The organism is Dactylosporangium sp. NPDC051087, from assembly GCF_055586325.1.
Genome location: NZ_JBVJIJ010000007.1, coordinates 220,200 through 239,252, shown reverse-complemented (window position 1 = coordinate 239,252; position 19,053 = coordinate 220,200). Strand labels below are relative to the sequence as shown.

Genomic DNA, 19,053 nt, shown 5'->3' with positions numbered 1-19,053 from the left:
GTACCGATCTGAGGTCGGTGCACACGTTACGCCCGAACGCATCCGGCCTTGTGATCGCCCTCACCCAGACGCGCCGCCGGTGTAATTCCACGAGGCGAGCCGCAGGGCGGGGGCGAACGATCCGGACTCCGACCAGGCGCCCGGCAGCTCGACCGCGCGCGGCCCGACACCCAGCACCGCGCCGGGTGCCAGGGCCTGCGGATAGGACTGCGTGAACCGGAAGTTGCGCACCGGCGTGGTCACCGCGCCGTCCTCGATCAGCCAGACCCCGTTGCGGGTCAGGCCGGTGACGACCAGCGTGCGCGGGTCCAGGACGCGGGTGTAGTAGTTGTCGGTCACCAGCAGGCCCCGCTCGACCCCGGCGACCAGCCCGGCCACCCCGGAGTCCGCGGCGGGGCCGTCGACCTCGACGGGTGCCGGCCCGTCGTGCGCGAGCAGCCGCAGGCTGGCCGGGATCGCGCCGAAGCTCGCCCCGCCCGCGATCGCGTGCCCGGTCGAGACCGCCCCGTCGCCGGCCTTCGCCGCGGTCCGCCGGTCGTGCACGACGGCGCGCGACACGCCCGCGTCGACCAGCACGACCCGCTGCCGCGGGGTGCCCTCCACGTCGAACGGCAGCACCGTCGAGTCGGCCGCCGTCGAGTCCTCGACCAGCGTGACCGCCGGGTCGAACTGCGCCGCGCCGAGCTCCAGGAACGACTGCCGGTCCTGCACCATCTTCGCGTTGAACCCATACAGCGCGAGCATCGACAGCACGTCGACGACCGCGGTCGGCTCCAGCACCACCTCATAGCGACCCGGCGGCAGCTCCACCGGGTCGGCGCCGGCCCTGGCCTTCGCCGCGGCCCGCGCGCCCAGCACCGCGCCGTCGATGTCGGCGAGGCGCCCCGACGCCAGCCGGGCGACCCCGTCGGACGTGCCGGTGCGCGCGACGCCGTCCATCGCCGCGCCCGTCCTGCCGCCCGTGACGTGCTGACCCGTGGAATTGGCATAGACGACCCTGGTCGCGGAGGTGCGGCAGTAGCCCGCCACCTCCAGCCCCGCGGCCCGGTCGACGAACGCCCGCACCCGGGCGGCCCGGTCGTCCGGCTCGGCCGCGGCGGTCGCCTCGTCGAAGTTGCCGCCGAACCGCGGTGCCGCGGGCGGCGCGAGGCCCGGCCAGGCCGGGTCGGCGGGGGCGAGGGCCAGGCCCGCCACGGTGCGCCGCACGAAGTCCTCGACGCCGTCGACGACCGTGGTCGTGGCCGTCGTGGTCCGCCCGCCGCCGTGCAGCCTGAGCCGCACCGACGTGGTCTCGTCGGCGACATTCTGGTGGATGTAGGAGTTGGCGAAGCGGGTCAGCGACAGCGCCGCCCGCTCCACCACCACCTCGGCCTCCACGCCGTCGCCGGCGAGCTTCAGGATCCGCTCGGCGAGATCGGTCTCGTTCATCCCCTGACCCCCACCCGCACGTTCTGGAAGCGGGCCGCGGCGGCCGGATGGCCCGTGTGCCCGATCTGGCCCGGCTGGCCCTTGCCGCAGTTGGGCGTGCCCCACGACACGACCTCCGAGGACAGCATGTCCATCGACCCCCAGAACTTCGGCCCGATGCCCGTGTAGGTCGGGTTGCGCAGCATCCGCCCGAGCCTGCCGTCCTTGATCTCCCAGCCGATCTCGCAGCCGAACTGGAAGTTGAGCCGCTTGTCGTCGATCGACCAGGACCGGTTGAGGTCCATCAGCACGCCGTCGGCGGTCTCGGCGATCATCTCCTCCAGGGTGTGCGGCCCCGGGGCGAGCCCGACATTCGTCATGCGCACCATCGGCAGCCGTGCCCAGCCGTCGGCCCGCACGCTGCCGGCATAGTCCAGGCCCGCCACGGCCGCCGACTCGCGCCCGGCCAGGGTGCCGACCCAGATCCCGTCGCGGACCGCGTGCCGCGCCTGCGCCGGGGTGCCCTCGTCGTCATAGCCGAACGAGCCGAGCGCGCCGGGGATCGTCGGGTCGATGGTGATGTTCATCAGCTCGGAGCCGTAGCGCAGCCGGCCCAGCTGGGCCAAATCGAGCCAGCTGGTGCCGGCGAACGCCGCCTCCCAGCCGAGGATGCGGTCCAGCTCGATCGCGTGCCCCACCGACTCGTGGATCTGCAGCGCCATCTGCTCGCTGCCCAGGATCAGCGTCGTCTCGCCCGCCGGGCACAGCGGCGCCGACAGCAGCGCCCGCGCCTCGTCGGCGATCCGCGCCGCGTGCGCGGTCAGGTCCAGCTCGTCGACCAGCTCCCAGCCCCTCGTCCCATACTGCCCGCGATAGGACGGATAGGACCGGCGCTGGGTCTCGCCGTCGCCGACCACGGTGGCGGAGATCCCGGCGCCCGACTCGCGGATGTGCTGGTCGATGCGGTGCCCCTGCGACGACACGAACCACTTGCGCGTGTCCCAGATCTGATAGAGCCCCTCGGCGATGTCGGCGCCGCCCTTGTGCGCCTCGCTCGTCGCGGCCGTGAGCAGGTCGCCCTTCGTCGACAGGGCGACGCCCAGCGGGTCGACCTCGCAGGCGCTCGCCCAGGAGTCGGTGCGGGCCTCGACCTCGACCAGGTCGACCGGCGGCCCCGGGACCGACGCGGACGCCCGCGCGATGGCCGTGGCCCGCTCACCCGCCCGCCGTGCCGCGTCGCGCCCCAGGTCGGGCAGCGCGAAGAAGCCCCAGCTCGACCCGACCAGCGCCCGCACGCCGATGCCGGCGTCCTCGGCCTGGCTCAGGTCCTCGATCTCACCGTTGCGCGCGGTCATGGACTCGGACCGGCGGTGCATCACGCGCGCGTCGGCATACCGTGCCCCGGCGGCGAGCGCCGCCTCGACCGCCGCGCCCGCCACGTCGAAATGGCTCATGCCTGGGACCCTACCGACCGGGTACGACATTTGCCCCGCCCAACGGGACACCCCCGCAAAACGGAGCGGCTCAGCCGATCAGCTCGTTGATCTGCCCCGCGAGCGCGACGTCCTTGGCGGTCACGCCGCCCTCGCTGTGGGTGCTGAGCCGGAACGTCACCGTCCGCCACCGGATGTCGATGTCGGGATGGTGGTCGGCCTGCTCCGCCACGTGCGCCACCTCGGCCACCAGCCGGATGCCGTCGAGGAACGTCTCCGCGGTCACCGAGCGCTCGATGCCGGACGTGTCGCCCGACCATCCGCCCAGGTCCGCGAGCGCGGTGGCCACCTCGTCACTGCCGAGAACAGCGGTCATGCCGGAAACGCTACCCCTTGCCGTACAAAGGGAGCATGTCCATCGCCGGTGTCACCCGTGAGCTCCTCGTGCGCTACCTCGACCTGTGGGTGCCGGGCGCGGTGCACTCGCCGCACGGGGCGACGTTCCTGCACGCGTCCGCGACGGGCCTCGACGGTGACGTCGCGGAGGCGGCGCTGCGGGTGTGCGCCGAGTTCGGGGACAGGCTGACCAGGCGGCGGCTGACGCTGCTGTACGTCACGCCCGGCGCCGAAGGCCTGAAGGGCCGGCTCGACGCGGTACACCAGGAGCTGCGGCCGCCACCGGAGCTGTCGCTGCACGTCATGTCCGGCGACGTCGCCGTCATGCTCAAGGCCCTGGGCGCCAGGTCCGGCCCCCTGCTCTCGATGATCGACGGGATCGACCCCGCGGTCGTCGCGACCGCCAAGCCGGCCGAGGTGATCACCGTCGACGTCCCGCGGGAGCGGCTGCGCGACTTCGAGCTCACCGCCGGGGTGACCCTGGTGGAAGGCGATGTGGAGGGCGAGGGGGAGGCCCACCGGGAGCGGCACCTCGGGTTCGGCACCAGGTCGGCGAAGAGCCTCGAGGCGTTCAAGAACGAGATGTGGGCCCTGGACGAGTACGCGGGCGTGCGCTACCGCGACCCGAACGACCCCGAGGGTCACCTGATGGACATCACCCTCGAACCGAACCCGGGCGCGCTGCGGCGGGAGATCCTCGGCCTCCTGCGCGGCGGCGGGCGCACCGTCACCGAGCTGAAGCGCTTCGCGCTCACCGAGACGGTCTACCGGGCCGCCGACGCGGTCAAGGTGGTCACCGCGCTGCTGCAGAGCGGCGCGGTGACCAGGGAGCCCGCCGAGGGCCGCCTCGGCGGCGACGTCACGATACGGATCGCCGGATGAAGTCCAGCTCGATGCGCAGCAGCTTCTCGGCGAGCCCGCCCGCGGCCATGTGGGTCGCGCCGGTCAGCGGGATCATCGAGTGCGGCCGGCCCGCCGCGAGCAGCGCCGCCGACAGCCGCAGCGTGTGCGCGGCGACCACGTTGTCGTCGACGAGCCCGTGCACGAGCAGCATCGGCCGGGCGTCCTCGGGGCGCACCGGCGGCTCCGCGGCCAGCTCGATCAGCGAGTTGTGGCTGTACACCTCCGGCGCGTCCGCGGGCAGCCCCAGGTAGCGCTCCGTGTACGCGGTGTCGTAGAGCTCCCAGTCGGTGACCGGCGCGCCGACGACCGCGCAGCGGTAGACGTCCGGGCGGCGCAGGACCGCGAGCGCGGACAGCCAGCCGCCGAACGACCAGCCGCGGATCGCGACCCGGTCCAGGTCCAGGTCGGGGTGCTTCTCCGACAGGGCCCGCAGCGCGTCGGCCTGGTCGGTGAGGATGACGTCGGAGAACCGGCGGTGGATCGCCTTCTCGAACGTCGGCGACACGCCCGGGGTGCCCCGGTTGTCGATCGTGACGACCGCGAACCCGGCGTCCGCCCACCACTGCTTCTCCAGCCAGCGGGCCCGCGCCGCGACGACCTCCTGATGGCCGGGGCCGCCGTAGATCGCGACGAGGACCGGCAGCTTCCGCCCCGCGACGTGCCCGCGCGGGTACAGCACGGCCGCGGGCAGCCGCCGGTCGGTGACCCGCTCCAGCGCCGGCCTCGGCGCGAAGGGCGGCGTCGCGGCCAGCGAGGGGATCGTGCCGATCACGGCGTCGTCGTGGTGGATGGTGTACTGCCACCCGGCGTGCTCCAGGGTCTGCGACCCTATCACCAGCGTGCGGGCGGCGGCGTGGGCGACGTGCCAGCCCGGCTCCGACGTGAGCCGCTGCGCCTGGGCACCCGCGTGCGAGACGGGGATGCGGAAGACGTGCTGCTCGCTCGGCTCGCCCTCGGCGGCCTCGACGACGAGGTCACCGCCGAGCCGTCCCGCGACGCGCCGCACGTACAGGTCGGGCGGCGTCAGCAGGCTGCCGTCGGCGAAGAGGCAGCGCGCGTCGTAGCCGTCGTGCGCGAGCTCGCCGCCGACGAGGACCCGCCCGTCCGGCAGGTGCTGCGGGGTGCCGGGCACCGGCTCGACCCACCGCGGGTCGGCGAGCTCGGCGTGCACCTGCGTCTCGCCCGTGCGCGGGTCGACCGCGATCACCAGGCCGTGCTGCTGCAGGCGGCGCAGCACCGTGAGCAGCGGGCCGCCCTGCTCGGTCCAGGACGCCTCGACCAGGTACGGATACGTCTCCCGGTCCCAGTGCACGTCCACCCAGCCGCCGTCCAGGTCGAGCACGTGCAGGGTGACCTTCGCGTTGGTGGCGCCGGCGTGCGGATACGCGACCGTCGTCGGCGGCTGGTCCGGCTGGGACGGGTCGTGCAGGTGCCAGCGGGGCACCCGCGACTCGTCGACGCGCGCGGTGAGGATGCTGCGGCCGTCCGGCGACCACCAGTAGCCGCGGAAGCGGTGGAACTCCTCGGCGCCGATGAACTCCGCCAGCCCCCAGGTCACGCCCTCCTCGCCGGCGAGGACCGCGTCGGTGCCGTCGGGCTCGATCACGCGCAGCGCGCCGCCCGTCACGTACGCCACCCGCCGCCCCTGCGGGTCCAGCCGCGGGTCGACGGCGGGCCCGGCGGTGCGCAGCTCGGTGAGGTCGCCCGTCAGCAGATCCACGCGGAACAGGCGGCCTCCGAGCGGGAAGACCGCGATCACGCCGGCGCTGTCCATCGCGTACGAGCCGATGCCGCCCGCCGAGAGCCGCAGCCGCTCGCGCAGCGCACGCTCGGCCGCCGGCAGGTCGACGTCGTCGGTCAGCAGGGTCGCGGGGTCGGCCAGGAGGCGTTCGGCCCGCGTCGCCACGTCGTACACCCACAGCGCGTCGCTGCCGTCCTCGGGCCCGGACGAGCGCAGGAACACCACCCGCGCGCCGTCGGAGGTCACCGTCACGGCGCGGGGAGCGCCGTAGGAGAAGCGTCGGGTGCGCGCTGCCAACTCCGGATAGTCCACCGCTGAATGTTTACCCGAAGCGGCCCGATTGTCATGCTCTGCGGGGGCCGCGCCGCGGAGGAAGTGTCACAGGCAGGTCGTAGAGTTGGCGCTGTGAGTGCTCGGAGCATCCTTTTCGTCCATGCGCACCCCGACGACGAGTCGATGGGGACCGGCGCGACGATGGCCCACTACGCGGCCGCCGGCGCGCACGTCACCCTGATCACCTGCACCCTCGGCGAGGAGGGCGAGATCCACCGGCCCGAGCTCGCCGGGCTCGCCGCCGGCGCCGCCGACCAGCTCGGCGGCTATCGCATCGCGGAGCTGGAGGAGGCCTGCCGCCGGCTCGGCGTCACCGACCACCGGTTCCTGGGCGGCGCGGGGCGCTATCGCGACTCGGGGATGATGGGCACCCCGCCCAACGAGCACCCGCGCGCCTTCTGGGGCGCCGACCTCGACGTGGCCGCGGGCGAGCTGCTCGACGTGATCCGCGAGGTCAGGCCGCAGGTCGCGGTCACCTATGACCCCAACGGCTTCTATGGCCACCCCGACCACATCCAGGCGCACCGGGTGCTGATGCGGGCGGTCGAGCTCGCCGACGCCGAGGGGATCGCGCCGGCGAAGGTGTATTGGACGGCGGTGCCGCGCAGCGTCCTGGAAGCGGGGATGCGGGAGTTCCGCGACTCGTCGGACAACCCGTTCGCCGAGGTGGAGCGGGCCGAGGACCTGCCGTTCGGCACGCCCGACGACGAGATCGCGGCGCGGCTGGACGGGCACGAGTTCGCCGAGGAGAAGACGGCCGCGCTGCGCGCCCACGCGACGCAGGTGCCGCCGTCGTCGTGGCTGTTCGCGATCGCGGGCAACTTCGGCGCCGAGTTCATGGGCGTGGAGTATTACCAGCTCGCGCGCGGTGTGAAGGGGCCCGGCGTGGGTCCGCACGGCTGGGAGGAGGACCTCTTCGCCGGCCTCGGCGTCGAGGCGGCCGCGGCGCAGGGCGCCCCTCAGCTGGAGACCGCGGCGTCGTGACGAAGCGGAAGGCGGGGACCGCGCAGCGCGCCGGCGCTCCGCACGTCGGCCTGTCCAAGTCGCAGAGCGCCACCCCCGGCGATCCGGCCGCGGGCGCCGCCGCTTCGGCGGCCGGCAACGGCTCGGCGGGCGGCGGCTCAGCGGCTGACGGTGGCGGTCCGGCGGGCGGCAACGGCTCGGCGGCCGGCAGCGGTTCGGCGGGTGGCAGCGGTTCGGCGGGTGGCAGCGGTTCGGCCGGCGGCGGTCCGGCGGGTGGCAGCGGTCCGGTGGTCGGGGACGGTCCCGTCGTCGGCGGTGGCCCTGTGCTCGGCGGCGGGCCGGTGGCCGGCAGTGGTGCCGCGGACGACAGCGGTGCCGCGGGCAGCGGCTCTGCGGGCAGCGCTGCGGGCGGCTCTGCGGACCTCGTGCCCGCGGAGGGTTCCGCCGGGAGCGGCGACGCCGTCCCCTATGCGCCCGACAGCGGGTTCGAGGTGCCCCAGGACCAGCGGAAACCCGAGGTCGCCGGTGGTCCGCTCGACCTCGCGATCACCGTCGGCGGCCTGGTCGTCGCCGTGCTCCTGGCGGTCGCGCTCGCGGTTTTCGAGGCGTTCCTCGCGCCGCTGCACGTGTCCGACCTCGGGTTCACGGGCACGGGGGAGAGCAACTGGCGCGTCCCCGTCTCGCTGGTGCTGGCGCTGGTGACGAATCCGTTGCTGGGGTGGTTCGCGTTCACGACGACCGGGCGGAGGTTCGCGGCGCTGCTGCCGGCCGGGGCGTGGTGCGTCGTGTGGATCCTCGCGGCGGGCCGCACGACCGAGGGCGACCTGCTCATCACCAACGACAACTGGGTGGGGTTGCTGACGCTGTTCGCCGGGCCGGTGGCGTTCGCGGTCGGGATCTATGTGTCCGCGGTCCGGCAGCGGGTCGCGGGCTCAGCGAACTCCAAGGCAACGCCTCTTGCGCCACCGAGCGTGGGAGCGGTAGACACGTTCCCGCACCGTCCGTGACATCCGGCGGCGCGCGGGGAGCGAGCAGCAGCGGAGGCTTGGCATGAAGGAGCGTTGGCTGCCTGTCGGCGTCATCGCGGGGACGCTGTTCCTCGTCAACGTGGTCGCCAGGCTGATCGTGCGGTTCGCCGCCGGTGACGACGACGACAAGCAGATCACCATCGGGCTGTGGGCGCTGTTCGCCGTCGGCGCCGTGATGATCCCCGTCGCGTTCTGGTATGGGCGCCGCCACCCCATGCTCCGCGTCGTGGCCGACCTGGGCATCGCCGTCGTCGCCGCGTGCGTGCTCGCGGTGGTGGTCGGCCCGTTCGTGTCGGGTGCCACGCCGTTCGGTGACGGGGTCGGGCTCGTGTTCCGGCAGTTCTTCTACTTCGTCGGGCTCTCCGCGATCGGGGCGGTCCTGGGCATGCTCGCGCTGATGACGCTCGGCCTGGACCACCGGTCGCAGTCGTGGAAGCGGTACATCGAACGGGCCGGCACCAAGCCCCGCCGGGTCGTGCGCCGCTAGGTGGCGATGAGCTGCCGCGTCATGTAGACGTGGTGGGTGCTGAAGCCGAGCTTCTCGTAGAGCGCGACCGCCCCCGTGTTGCGCTGCTCGACCTGCAGGTATGCGTCGGTGGCGCCGGCCTGCACGCCCCATGTGACCAGGGCGGCGATCACCCGGCGGGCCAGGCCCTGCCGCCTGGCGCGCTCGTCGGTGCCGATCAGGGACAGGCCCAGCCAGCGCCCGTCGGGGTCGGCGACGCAGCCGCGCCCGGTGGCCAGGAGCGTCCCTGCGGCGTCGCGCAATGCGGCGAACCGCACCGCCGCCACCCCGGTGAGGACCGCCCGGGCGGCCTCGGGCAGCGGCCCCTTCCGGCCCGCGACCGACGCCAGCCACTCCTCCGAAGGCACGGCCTCCAGCGAGACCGCCGGATCCCCCGCCGGCACGGCGTCCGACGCGACCGCCGGATCCTGCGACGGTGCCGGCGACGGCGGCAGCGCGGTGAGGGCCGCGAGCGGTGCGGTCATCACCATCGTCAGCGGGGTCGGCGTCCACCCGCGGCGCTCCAGCTCGACGTCGACGCGCCGGAACATCGGCAGCGGCACGCTCATCGTCGGGCGGAGGCCGCGCTGCTCGTACCACCGCGTGACCGCGTCGACCGCGTCGGGCAGCGGCAGGTCGGGGTCGCCGACGGGCAGCGCCGAGTTGGCCCGCATCGTCCAGCCGCCGGTGGCGCGCAGCAGCCAGTCGCCGAGGCGGTCCTGCTCGCCGGCCGGCCACCCGGCGGCGGCCGCGACCTCCAGGGCCTCGGTCGGCGTGAACCGGCGCCGGTCCGGGACCTGCTTGGCCCTGTAGATCTCAGCCGTTGGAACGCGGATGGCTCCGGTGCGCGCACGCACTGTGAGATGTGTCTCGGTAGCCTCGACCAGATGACCCAGAATGTCCGAGTACACGGGCCGATCTCCGCGTTGTCCCACGATGCGGCGCACGACGACCCGACTTCCCACGTGCTGTGGTCCGAGCACGATGCACCTCCTGCGCCGCGGGATACTAGGCTCGTACCCGCCGCGGTAGGGATGCGGCGGGGCTCGCCGACCACGTTGGCAGCCTCAGGTGCGAAAGAGGGCGACCCGTGACATACATCATCGCCGAACCTTGCGTGGACCTGCTCGACAAGGCGTGCATCGAGGAGTGCCCTGTCGACTGTATCTACGAGGGCAACCGCATGCTCTACATCCACCCGGATGAGTGCGTCGACTGTGGTGCCTGCGAGCCGGTGTGCCCGGTCGAGGCGATCTTCTACGAGGACGACGTCCCGGAGAAGTGGAAGGACTTCGTCGGCGCCAACTACACCTTCTTCGACGAGCTGGGCTCGCCCGGCGGCGCCTCGAAGGTCGGCAAGGTCGAGAAGGACGCGACGTTCGTCGCGGGCCTGCCGCCGCAGGAGCACGACCACTGACCGGCATCGTCCCGCCCGGAGCCCGGCGCTCGCTCGCTGCCGGGCTCCCGGATTTCCCGTGGGACCGGCTTGAGCCGGCCAAGACCAGCGCCGCCGCTCACCCCGGCGGTCTCGTCGACCTGTCGATCGGCACGCCTGTCGATCCGGTCCCCGCGGCGATCCGTGCTGCCCTGGCGCAGGCGTCGGACTCTCCCGGCTATCCGCTGACCGCGGGCACCCCGCGGCTGCGGGAGGCGATCCGCGCCTGGGTGACCCGCTGGTGCGCGGCGGACGGCGGCTTCGGCGTGCTGCCGACGATCGGCTCGAAGGAGCTGGTCGCGTGGCTGCCGACGCTGCTCGGGCTCGGTCCCGGCGACACCGTGGTCATCCCGCCGGTCTGCTACCCGACCTATGAGGTCGGCGTGCAGCTGTCCGGCGCGACCGTGGTGCGGTCGGACTCCCTGACGTCGCTCGGCCCGGCCCGCGTCCGGCTGGTGTGGGTCAACTCGCCGTCCAACCCGACGGGTCGCGTCCTGCCCGCCGCCCACCTGCGCAAGGTCGTCGACTGGGCCCGCGAGCGCGGCGCGGTCGTGGCCAGCGACGAGTGCTACCTGCCGCTGCCGTGGGAGGCCGAGCCGGTCTCGATCCTGTCGGTCTGCGACGGGGACTTCAGCAACGTCCTCGCCGTGCACTCGCTGTCCAAGCGGTCCAACCTGGCCGGGTACCGTGCCGGGTTCGTCGCCGGCGACCCGGCACTGGTCGACGAGCTCCTGGCGGTGCGCAAGCACGCCGGGATGATCGTCCCCGCGCCGGTGCAGGCCGCGATGGTGGCCGCCCTCGGCGACGAGACGCACGTCCAGGAGCAGCGCGACCGGTATGCGCGCCGCCGGGCCGTGCTGCGGGAGGCGTTCGAGAAGGCGGGCTTCACGGTCGAGCACTCCGAGGCCGGCCTGTATCTGTGGCTGACCCGCGACGAGGACTCCTGGGACACGGTCGCCTGGCTGGCCGGGCGCGGCATCCTGACCGCACCGGGCGCCTTCTACGGTCCGGACGGCAGCCGCCACGTCAGAGCCGCCCTGACCGCCTCCGACGAGCGCGTCGACGAAGCGGCGAGACGCCTGAGCTGACTCGAAGACCCCGGCACGTCGTGACGCGCCGGGGTCTGCGGGGTTGGTCGGTGCGGCTAGTTGGAGTGCAGCGCGGCGTTCAGCTCGATGCCCCGCCCCGCCCGCTCGCGGACCTCCAGGCGGCCGGAGACCGAGTCGCGGATGTACAGCAGGTTCGACACCCCCGACAGCTCCCGGGCCTTCACCACGCGCCCGTCGGGCAGGGTGAGCTTCGAACCCGCCGTGATGTAGCAGCCGGCCTCCACGACGCAGTCGTCGCCGAGGGAGATGCCGATGCCCGCGTTGGCGCCCAGCAGGCAGCGCTCGCCGAGCCGGATGACCTCCTTGCCGCCGCCGGACAGCGTGCCCATGATCGAGGAACCGCCGCCGACGTCGGTGCCGTCGCCGACGACGACACCCGCGGAGATGCGGCCCTCGACCATGGAGGTGCCGAGGGTGCCGGCGTTGAAGTTGACGAAGCCCTCGTGCATGACGGTCGTGCCGGGCGCGAGGTGGGCGCCGAGCCGGACCCGGTCGGCGTCGGCGATGCGCACGCCGGACGGTGTGACGTAGTCGACCATCCGCGGGAACTTGTCGATGCCGAAGACGTTGAGCCGGCGACCGGAGGCGAGCCGCAGCTCGTCGACCTGGTCGGGCAGGCACGGGCCGGCCGACGTCCACGCGACGTTGGCGAGCAGCCCGAACTGGCCGTCGAGGTTGGCCTGGTGCGGCTGGACGATCCGGTGCGAGAGCAGGTGCAGCCGCAGATACACGTCGGCGGTGGACGCCGGCGCGTCACCGAGCGAGCCGATCTCGACCCGGACCACCTCGACCGACAGCGACGGCAGCGGCGCGGCACCCGTCGGGGCCAGCGGCGGAAGGTCGGCGGGGATCGGGCCGAGCCCGAGGTGACCGGTCGGGAACCAGGCGTCCAGCACCTGGCCGGACGAGGTCACGGTGGCAAGGCCGAGTCCCCAGGCGGGGGAGTCGATGTAGGCGGTCGTCACGTGATCGAACGCTACCGCATCTAGGGTATGGGCATGCTCACGCGTGACGTGCTCGACGATCCCATCGCCCTGACCCGTGCCCTGGTCGACATCGAGTCGGTGTCCGGCGACGAGGCCGAGATCGCCGACCAGGTCCAGCGGGCGCTGGAGGGCACCGGGCTCAAGGTCGAGCGCTTCGGGCACACGATCGTCGCGCGCACCGAGCTGGGCCGCCCGCAGCGGGTCGTCCTCGCCGGGCACCTCGACACGGTCCCGCTCAACGACAACTGGCCGTCGCGCACCGAGGGCAACCTGATGCACGGCTGCGGCACGTCGGACATGAAGTCGGGCACGGCGATCGCGCTGCACCTCGCGGTCACCGAGCGGGAGCCGCGGCACGACGTCACGTATGTCTTCTACGAGTGCGAGGAGGTCGACTCGGCGCGCAACGGGCTGAAGATCCTCGCCGACGCCCGGCCCGGGCTGCTGACCGACGCGTCCTTCGCGCTGCTGCTGGAGCCCACCCACGGCCTGGTGGAGGCCGGCTGCCAGGGCACGCTGCGGGTCCTCGCCCGCACCAGCGGCCGGCGCGCGCACTCGGCCCGCTCCTGGCTCGGCGACAACGCGATCCACAAGGCCGCGCCCATTCTGCAGCGGCTGCTGGCGTACGAGCCGCGCACCGTCACCATCGACGGCTGCGAGTTCCGTGAGGGCCTCAACGCGGTGCGGATCGGCGGCGGCGTGGCGGGCAACGTGATCCCCGACGCGTGCGTGGTCGAGGTCAACTTCCGCTTCGCCCCGGACCGCTCCGAGGAGCAGGCGGCGGCGCACGTCGGCGACGTGCTCGACGGCTTCGACCTGGAGGTGGTCGACTCCGCGCCCGGCGCGCTCCCCGGCCTCGACGCGCCGCCGGCCAGGGAGTTCCTCGCCGCGATCGGGCAGCCGCCGCGGGCGAAGCTCGGCTGGACCGACGTGGCCCGGTTCGCCGCGCTCGGCGTGCCCGCGCTCAACTACGGCCCCGGCGACCCGAACCTCGCGCACAAGCAGGACGAGCACGTCGAGCTCGACAAGATCGCCGAGGGCGCCGACGTGGTCAGGCGCTGGCTCACCGGAAGGCCGTAACCGACCTCAGCGTTCGAGTGTTGAGGGTTCCGGGGGCTCGACCAGCGGACCGATGGCGGCCAGCATGCGGCGCACCGCGAGCACCTCGCGGATCCGCCGGTTCATCTGCCGCTTGCGACGGTCGTGCTCAGCACGTGTCATACCGGTCACCCCCTACACCTTGCCGTCCGGTATATCGGGTACGACGCGATGAAACCGGCGAACGTTGCCCTCCGCACCTGATTTCTCACCGAACCGCGACGTTCGGACTAATCATCAGGTGGCTCAGCGCGCCGCCGCGGGCCCGGTCACGTAGGTCCGGCCGTCCGGGTAGGGCCACGGGTTCTGGGCGCATCCTTCGAGGCCGAACGTCTGCCGCGCCATGACCGGCGCCGGCGCCCCCTTGCGCGGGCACACCACGTGACCGTTGCCGAGGAAGTGCCCGACCTCGTGGTTGACGACCATGTCCCGGTAGTCGGCGAGCACCGGGTACCAGGCGACGCCGAGCTGCCACCGCTTCAGGTTGATGATCACGTCCCGGCCGCCGCGGCAGGAGACCTCGCCGCCGGTGCGCACGCCCCGCTTCGCGCACATCGTGTCGGTCGTGCCGGGGGTCGCCAGGTGCACGGTCAGCTCGCTCGGCTGCCCCGCCGGGACCCGCTGGAAGGACACCCTCCCGCCGGCGATCCAGCTCCTGGGGTCGCCCAGCGTCTCGTGCACCGCCGCCGCGAACTCCTCCGGGTCGACCGCCGACCCCTGCTCGGTGGCGACCGTGTAGCGGACGAGCCGCCCGGCGCCGCCGACCCGCTCGCCGCCGGCGGTGCTGAAGTCGAACGTCCCGTTGCCGCGCGCGGGCACCGCGGTGACCACCGGCGAGGGCGGCGGCGACGGCGAGGCGGAGGGCGACGGCGAGGCGGAGGGCGACGGCGAGGGCGAGAGGGACGGGGACGGGGACGGGGAGAGGGTCGGCGAGGGGGAGACCGGCGGTGCCGGCGCCGGCACGGCGGCCGTGCCCAGCCCGTACCAGGCCGCGCCGACACCCGCGGTGACCGCCAGCGCCAACGCGACGATCAAGCCTCGGCGTCGCCCCATGGCTGCATTGCATCATGCGATCCACGTACGGTGGGGACCATGACCGAGGGCAAGACCAGTCAGCCACCCGAGCGGCACCGCGGACCCGTCACCCTGCGCCGCGACTCGATCCCGCCGAGCACCGCCGACCAGCGCCTGCTCGACTCGCACCTGCGCGGCGAGTGGAAGACGAAGGACGCCTGGCGGGCGCTGCGGATCCTCAGCGAGTTCGTCGAGGGCTTCGACACCCTCGCCGACCTGCCGCCGTCCGTGAGCGTCTTCGGCTCGGCCCGCAGCAAGCCCGACAGCCCGGAGTGGAAGCTCGGCGAGGAGATCGGGGCGGCGCTCGCCCGGGCCGGCTACGCGGTCATCACCGGCGGCGGCCCAGGCGTCATGGAGGCGGCCAACAAGGGCGCCGCGGAGGCCGGCGGGCTGTCCGTCGGGCTCGGCATCGAGCTGCCGTTCGAGCAGGGCCTCAACGAGTGGGTCGACCTCGGCATCGACTTCCGCTACTTCTTCGCCCGCAAGACGATGTTCGTCAAGTACGCGCAGGCGTTCGTCGTGCTGCCCGGCGGCTTCGGCACCCTCGACGAGCTCTTCGAGGCGGTGACCCTGGTGCAGACGAAGAAGGTCACCAGGTTCCCGGTCGTGCTCATGGGGGTGTCGTACTGGCAGGGCCTCGTCGACTGGCTGCGCGACACGATGCAGGCCGACGGCAAGATCGGCCCCGAGGACCTGGGGCTGCTGTACCTCACCGACGACGTCGAGGAGGCCGTCCAGTACATCGTGGCGGCCGGCTCGGAGGAGATCGAGGTGGCGTCCGCGCGCCGGACCGCCCGCGAGGCGAGCGGCTGATGGCCTCGATCGGCGTGTTCTGCGCCTCCTCGCAGCGGCTCGACCGGCGCTGGCTCGACCTGGCCCACCAGCTGGGCCTGGAGATCGGCCGCCGCGGCCACGAGCTGGTCTCCGGCGGCGGCTGCGTCGGCATGATGGGCGCCGTCGCCGACGGGGCCCGCGACGGCGGCGGCCGCACCTACGGCGTGATCCCGCAGTCGCTGGTGGACCTGGAGGTCGCCGACACGAAGTCGGCCGAGCTCGTCGTCACCGACGGCATGGCCTCGCGCAAGACGCTCATGATCGAGAAGTCGGACGCGTTCGTGGTCCTGCCCGGCGGCCTCGGCACCCTCGACGAGCTGTTCGAGGTCTGGACGACCGCCATGCTCGACCTGCACCGCAAGCCGGTGCTGCTGTTCGACGCCGACGGCTTCTACGCGGGCCTGCTCGACTGGCTGCGCGGCCTCGCCGCCCAGGAGTTCGTCCGGTCCTCGGCGATGTCGATGCTGCTGATCTCCCGGGACGTGTCGGAGTCACTCGACCTGCTGGAAGCGAGCCTCCTCGGAGGAACTGTCGGCCGGTCGTGATTGCATAGCGGCGTGACCGCGACCGCTGCCTCCCGCCGCCAGTATCGTCTGGTGCGGCGACCCGGTGCGGCGGCCGTCGCGATCGAGCGGGATCCGTGGCAGCGGCTCGTCGTGGAGCACACGACCGGGCCGCTGCTCGTCGTCGGCGGGCCCGGCACCGGCAAGACCACCACGCTCGTCGAGTCCGTCGCCGCGCGGGTCGCCGAGGGCGTCGACCCCGAGCGGATCCTGGTCCTGACGTTCGGCCGGCGGGGCGCGGTGCGGCTGCGGGACACGATCGAGGCCCGGCTCGGCCGCGCCGCGGGGCTGCGGACCACCGCCGAGCCGATGGTGCGCACGTTCCACGGCTATGCGTTCGGGCTGCTGCGCCGCGCCGCCGTCGAGCGGGGCGAGCCGTCGCCCCGGCTGCTCACCGGCCCCGAGCAGGACCTCGTGATCCGGGAGCTGCTGCAGGGCGCGCACGAGGACTCGCGGGCACCGTGGCCGGAGTCGCTGCGCGGCGCGCTGGGCACCCGGGCCTTCGCCACGGAGCTGCGCGACCTGCTGCTGCGCGCCGTCGAGCGCGGCGTCGGCCCGCAGGGGCTGGCCCGGCTCGCGGCCGTGCACCGGCGTCCCGACTGGGCCGCCGCCGCCGCGTTCTTCGAGGAGTATCTGCAGGTCCTCGCCCTGCGCGACGCGGCCGGCCGGGGCGCGGTCGCCTATGACTACGCCGAGCTGGTGCGGGCCGCCGCGGGGCTGCTGGCCGACCAGCCCGACGTCCTCGCCGCGGAGCGGCGCCGGATCTCCTGCGTCTACCTCGACGAGCTGCCCGACACCGACCCCGCCCAGATCGAGCTGCTCGACCTGATCGCCGGCTCCGGCGCGCACCTCGTCGCGTTCGCCGACCCCGACTCCTCGACGTTCGCGTTCCGCGGCGCCGACCCCGGCATCGTCGGCGAGTTTCCCGCCCGATTCCGCACCGCCGGAGGCGCCCCCGCCCCGCAGGTCGTCCTCCCGCACTCGCGCCGGCTCGGTGAGGGGCTGCTCGAGCCGACCCGGCGGGTCGCGTCCCGGCTGCGCGGACCCGCCCGGCACCGGCAGCTCGCGGCGTCCCACCCGGGCGGCACCGTGGAGACCGCGACGTTCGGCTCGGAGACGACCGAGGCCGCGTTCCTCGCGCACCGGCTCCGCGAGGCGCACCTGCTGCGCGGCGTGCCGTGGTCGCGGATGGCGGTCATCGTGCGCTCCACGGCCCGGCAGCTCGCGCCGCTGCAGCGGGCCCTGCACTCGGCGGGCGTGCCGACCGTCACCGAGTCCGAGGACCTGCCGCTGCACCTGCAGTCCGCGATCGCGCCGCTGCTGCTGCTCCTGCGCTGTGCCCTGGACGCCGACCGGCTCGACGAGGACGCCGCGATCGCGCTGCTGCACTCGCCGCTCGGCGGCGCCGACCCGCTGGCCGAGCGGCGCCTCCGGCAGGGCCTGCGGGCCCTCGCGCTCGCCGCCGGCGACCGGCGCCCGTCCGGGGTGCTGCTCCTGCGGGCGCTGCGCGACCCCGGCGAGCTGGCCCCGGTCGAGCGCAAGTGGGCCGCCCCGGCCCGCGCCGTCGGGCAGCTGCTGCAGGCCGTCCGCGACGCCGCCGCCCGGCCCGGCGCCACCGCCGAGGAGGTGCTGTGGACCGCGTGGCAGGGCAGCGGCCTCGCCGACCGGTGGACGTCGCTGAGCTCCCGCGGCGGCCACCGCGGCGCCGCCGCCGACCGTGACCTCGACGCCGTCGTGTCGCTGTTCGACGCGGCGGCCCGCTTCACCGACCGGCTCCCCGGCGCCGGCATCGCCGTCTTCCTCGACCACGTCGAGGGCCAGGACCTGCCCGCCGACTCCCTCGCCCCGTCCGCCGACCGCGGCGAGGCGGTCCGCATCCTGACCGCGCACGCCGCCAAGGGCCTGGAGTGGGACGTCGTCGCCGTCGCCGGCGTGCAGGAGGGCGTCTGGCCCGACCTGCGGCTGCGCGGCAGCGTGCTGGGCTCCGAGCTGCTCGTCGAGGTCCTCGCCGGGCGCACGATGGAGACCATCGGCCGGCTGTCGGCGCTGCTCGACGAGGAGCGCCGGCTCTTCTACGTCGCCGTCAGCCGGGCCCGCGAGCAGGTCCTCGTCACCGCGGTCGCCTCCGGCGACGGCGAGGACCAGCCCAGCCGCTTCCTCACCGAGTTGACCGGCGCCGACGGCGACGCCGAGCCCGACGGCACGGTGGTGTCCGCCCAAGGCGTCGACGGTGCGGTCATGGGACGGCCGCCGCGTGCGCTGACCCTGCCCACGCTCGTCGCCGAGCTGCGGGTCGCGCTGATCGACCCCGACGCCACCGACGGGCGCCGGGCCGCGGCCGCCGCGATCCTCGCCCGGCTCGCCGCCGAGGGGGTGCCCGGCGCCGACCCGGACAGCTGGTGGGGGCTGCCGCCGCTGTCGGACGACCGGCCGCTCGTCGACCCCGGCGAGCCGGTGACCGTCACCCCGTCCACGGTCGAGAGCGTCGACCGGTGCAGCCTGCGCTGGCTCCTGGAGCGGCACGGCGGGAAGCTGGCGCCGTCGCCGGAGCAGTCGATCGGCAACCTCGTGCACGCCGCCGCGATGCTCGCCTCCGACGCCACCGCCGACCGGGCCCACCTGGTCTCCTACGTCGCCGACCGCTTCGACGCGATCGAGCTTTCCGCGCGCTGGCTCGCCGGCCGCGAGCGAGACCGGGCCGAGACGATGCTCGACAAGCTCATCGGCTGGCTGGCCGGCAACCCGCGCCGGCTGGTCGCGATCGAGCAGGACTTCCTCGTCGAGCTCGCCGACCCCGAGGCCCCGGTCGAGATCAAGGGCCGGGTCGACCGCCTGGAGCTCGACGAGCAGGGCCGGCTCGTCGTCGTCGACCTCAAGACCGGCAAGTCCATCCCCGCCAACGCCAACCTGGCCGAGCACCCGCAGCTCGCGGCCTATCAGGCGGCGATCGAGCTCGGCGCCTTCGAGGAGTCCACCGTCCCCGGCGGCGCGTCGCTCGTGCAGCTCGGCGGGGAGACCAACAGTGCCCGCGAGCAGGTCCAGCCCCCGCTGGGCGAGTCCGGCGACCCCAACTGGGCCCAGGCGCTGGTGAAGAAGACCGCGCAGACGATGGCCGCGTCGACCTTCAACGCCGTGGTCAACAACAAGTGCCGGGTCTGCCCGGTGAAGACCTCCTGCCCGGTGTCCGGGAAGGGACGGCACGTCACATGACCGGCCAGCGAAGCGTCTCGGGCCGGTCATCGGCA

General features: G+C 73.9%; 18 protein-coding genes. 10 read left to right on the top strand and 8 right to left on the bottom strand.

Features of this window, described 5'->3' with window-relative positions; all coding sequences use genetic code 11:
- Positions 1–60: 60 nt before the first annotated feature.
- The 3 genes from ACZ6TV_RS15755 to ACZ6TV_RS15745 form a co-directional block, all read right to left on the bottom strand.
- Positions 61–1,428: a TldD/PmbA family protein gene (locus ACZ6TV_RS15755; protein ID WP_465297865.1), complete on the bottom strand. Its 1,368-nt coding sequence runs from the start codon at positions 1,426–1,428 to the stop codon at positions 61–63.
- Complete coding sequence (locus ACZ6TV_RS15750) at positions 1,425–2,861, bottom strand: TldD/PmbA family protein (RefSeq protein ID WP_465297864.1); 1,437 nt, start codon at positions 2,859–2,861, stop codon at positions 1,425–1,427. The genes ACZ6TV_RS15755 and ACZ6TV_RS15750 overlap by 4 nt, the downstream gene beginning before the upstream one ends.
- Before the next feature lie 70 nt (positions 2,862–2,931).
- Positions 2,932–3,216: a 4a-hydroxytetrahydrobiopterin dehydratase gene (locus tag ACZ6TV_RS15745; RefSeq protein WP_465297863.1), complete on the bottom strand. Its 285-nt coding sequence runs from the start codon at positions 3,214–3,216 to the stop codon at positions 2,932–2,934.
- Positions 3,217–3,251: 35 nt separating this feature from the next.
- Between ACZ6TV_RS15745 and ACZ6TV_RS15740 the strand changes: the two genes are divergently transcribed.
- On the top strand, positions 3,252–4,118 hold the full coding sequence (locus ACZ6TV_RS15740) for a hypothetical protein (protein WP_465297862.1): 867 nt from the start codon (positions 3,252–3,254) through the stop codon (positions 4,116–4,118).
- On the opposite strand, the gene ACZ6TV_RS15735 is transcribed toward ACZ6TV_RS15740, so the two are convergent.
- Positions 4,096–6,192 (bottom strand): S9 family peptidase, encoded by a 2,097-nt coding sequence (locus ACZ6TV_RS15735; protein WP_465297861.1) that lies wholly within the window; start codon positions 6,190–6,192, stop codon positions 4,096–4,098. The two genes, ACZ6TV_RS15740 and ACZ6TV_RS15735, sit on opposite strands and share 23 nt — an antisense overlap.
- Positions 6,193–6,336: 144 nt before the next feature.
- Between ACZ6TV_RS15735 and mshB the strand changes: the two genes are divergently transcribed.
- Genes mshB through ACZ6TV_RS15720 form a run of 3 tightly spaced genes read left to right on the top strand, consistent with a single transcriptional unit; the run spans position 6,337 to position 8,691 of the window.
- Positions 6,337–7,197 (top strand): N-acetyl-1-D-myo-inositol-2-amino-2-deoxy-alpha-D-glucopyranoside deacetylase, encoded by an 861-nt coding sequence (gene mshB, locus ACZ6TV_RS15730; RefSeq protein ID WP_465297997.1) that lies wholly within the window; start codon positions 6,337–6,339, stop codon positions 7,195–7,197.
- On the top strand, positions 7,194–8,183 hold the full coding sequence (locus ACZ6TV_RS15725; RefSeq protein ID WP_465297860.1) for a hypothetical protein: 990 nt from the start codon (positions 7,194–7,196) through the stop codon (positions 8,181–8,183). The genes mshB and ACZ6TV_RS15725 overlap by 4 nt, the downstream gene beginning before the upstream one ends.
- A gap of 43 nt (positions 8,184–8,226) precedes the next feature.
- Positions 8,227–8,691, top strand: a complete 465-nt coding sequence (locus ACZ6TV_RS15720; protein ID WP_465297859.1) for a hypothetical protein — start codon at positions 8,227–8,229, stop codon at positions 8,689–8,691.
- Here ACZ6TV_RS15720 and ACZ6TV_RS15715 read toward each other — a convergent pair.
- Complete coding sequence (locus tag ACZ6TV_RS15715; protein WP_465297858.1) at positions 8,688–9,692, bottom strand: GNAT family N-acetyltransferase; 1,005 nt, start codon at positions 9,690–9,692, stop codon at positions 8,688–8,690. The genes ACZ6TV_RS15720 and ACZ6TV_RS15715 overlap by 4 nt on opposite strands.
- A gap of 107 nt (positions 9,693–9,799) precedes the next feature.
- Between ACZ6TV_RS15715 and fdxA the strand changes: the two genes are divergently transcribed.
- Both fdxA and dapC read left to right on the top strand, forming a co-directional pair.
- The gene (fdxA, locus tag ACZ6TV_RS15710; protein ID WP_239136063.1) at positions 9,800–10,126 is read left to right on the top strand and encodes a ferredoxin; all 327 of its coding nucleotides are present in this window, start codon (positions 9,800–9,802) and stop codon (positions 10,124–10,126) included.
- Between the two features lie 5 nt (positions 10,127–10,131).
- Complete coding sequence (gene dapC / locus ACZ6TV_RS15705) at positions 10,132–11,232, top strand: succinyldiaminopimelate transaminase (protein WP_465297996.1); 1,101 nt, start codon at positions 10,132–10,134, stop codon at positions 11,230–11,232.
- 56 nt (positions 11,233–11,288) lie between these two features.
- Here dapC and dapD read toward each other — a convergent pair whose 3' ends face one another.
- Positions 11,289–12,218, bottom strand: coding sequence for a 2,3,4,5-tetrahydropyridine-2,6-dicarboxylate N-succinyltransferase (gene dapD, locus ACZ6TV_RS15700; RefSeq protein ID WP_465297857.1), 930 nt, complete (start codon positions 12,216–12,218; stop codon positions 11,289–11,291).
- 33 nt (positions 12,219–12,251) lie between these two features.
- Here dapD and dapE point away from each other — a divergent pair, with 33 nt between their 5' ends.
- Positions 12,252–13,319: a succinyl-diaminopimelate desuccinylase gene (gene dapE, locus ACZ6TV_RS15695; RefSeq protein WP_465297856.1), complete on the top strand. Its 1,068-nt coding sequence runs from the start codon at positions 12,252–12,254 to the stop codon at positions 13,317–13,319.
- A 6-nt stretch (positions 13,320–13,325) separates the two neighbouring features.
- On the opposite strand, the gene ACZ6TV_RS15690 is transcribed toward dapE, so the two are convergent.
- Positions 13,326–13,460, bottom strand: a complete 135-nt coding sequence (locus ACZ6TV_RS15690) for a hypothetical protein (RefSeq protein ID WP_465297855.1) — start codon at positions 13,458–13,460, stop codon at positions 13,326–13,328.
- 123 nt (positions 13,461–13,583) lie between these two features.
- Positions 13,584–14,390 carry a DUF3152 domain-containing protein gene (locus tag ACZ6TV_RS15685; protein ID WP_465297854.1) on the bottom strand — a complete coding sequence of 269 codons (807 nt, stop codon included), beginning with the start codon at positions 14,388–14,390 and terminating at the stop codon, positions 13,584–13,586.
- A gap of 39 nt (positions 14,391–14,429) precedes the next feature.
- Here ACZ6TV_RS15685 and ACZ6TV_RS15680 point away from each other — a divergent pair, with 39 nt between their 5' ends.
- The 3 genes from ACZ6TV_RS15680 to ACZ6TV_RS15670 are packed head-to-tail and all read left to right on the top strand — an operon-like array spanning position 14,430 to position 19,018.
- Entirely contained in the window at positions 14,430–15,224 is a 795-nt protein-coding gene (locus ACZ6TV_RS15680) for an LOG family protein (RefSeq protein WP_465297853.1), read from the top strand.
- Entirely contained in the window at positions 15,224–15,790 is a 567-nt protein-coding gene (locus ACZ6TV_RS15675; RefSeq protein ID WP_465297852.1) for an LOG family protein, read from the top strand. The genes ACZ6TV_RS15680 and ACZ6TV_RS15675 overlap by 1 nt, the downstream gene beginning before the upstream one ends.
- Before the next feature lie 12 nt (positions 15,791–15,802).
- Positions 15,803–19,018 (top strand): ATP-dependent helicase, encoded by a 3,216-nt coding sequence (locus ACZ6TV_RS15670; RefSeq protein WP_465297851.1) that lies wholly within the window; start codon positions 15,803–15,805, stop codon positions 19,016–19,018.
- The last annotated feature ends 35 nt before the right edge of the window (positions 19,019–19,053 follow it).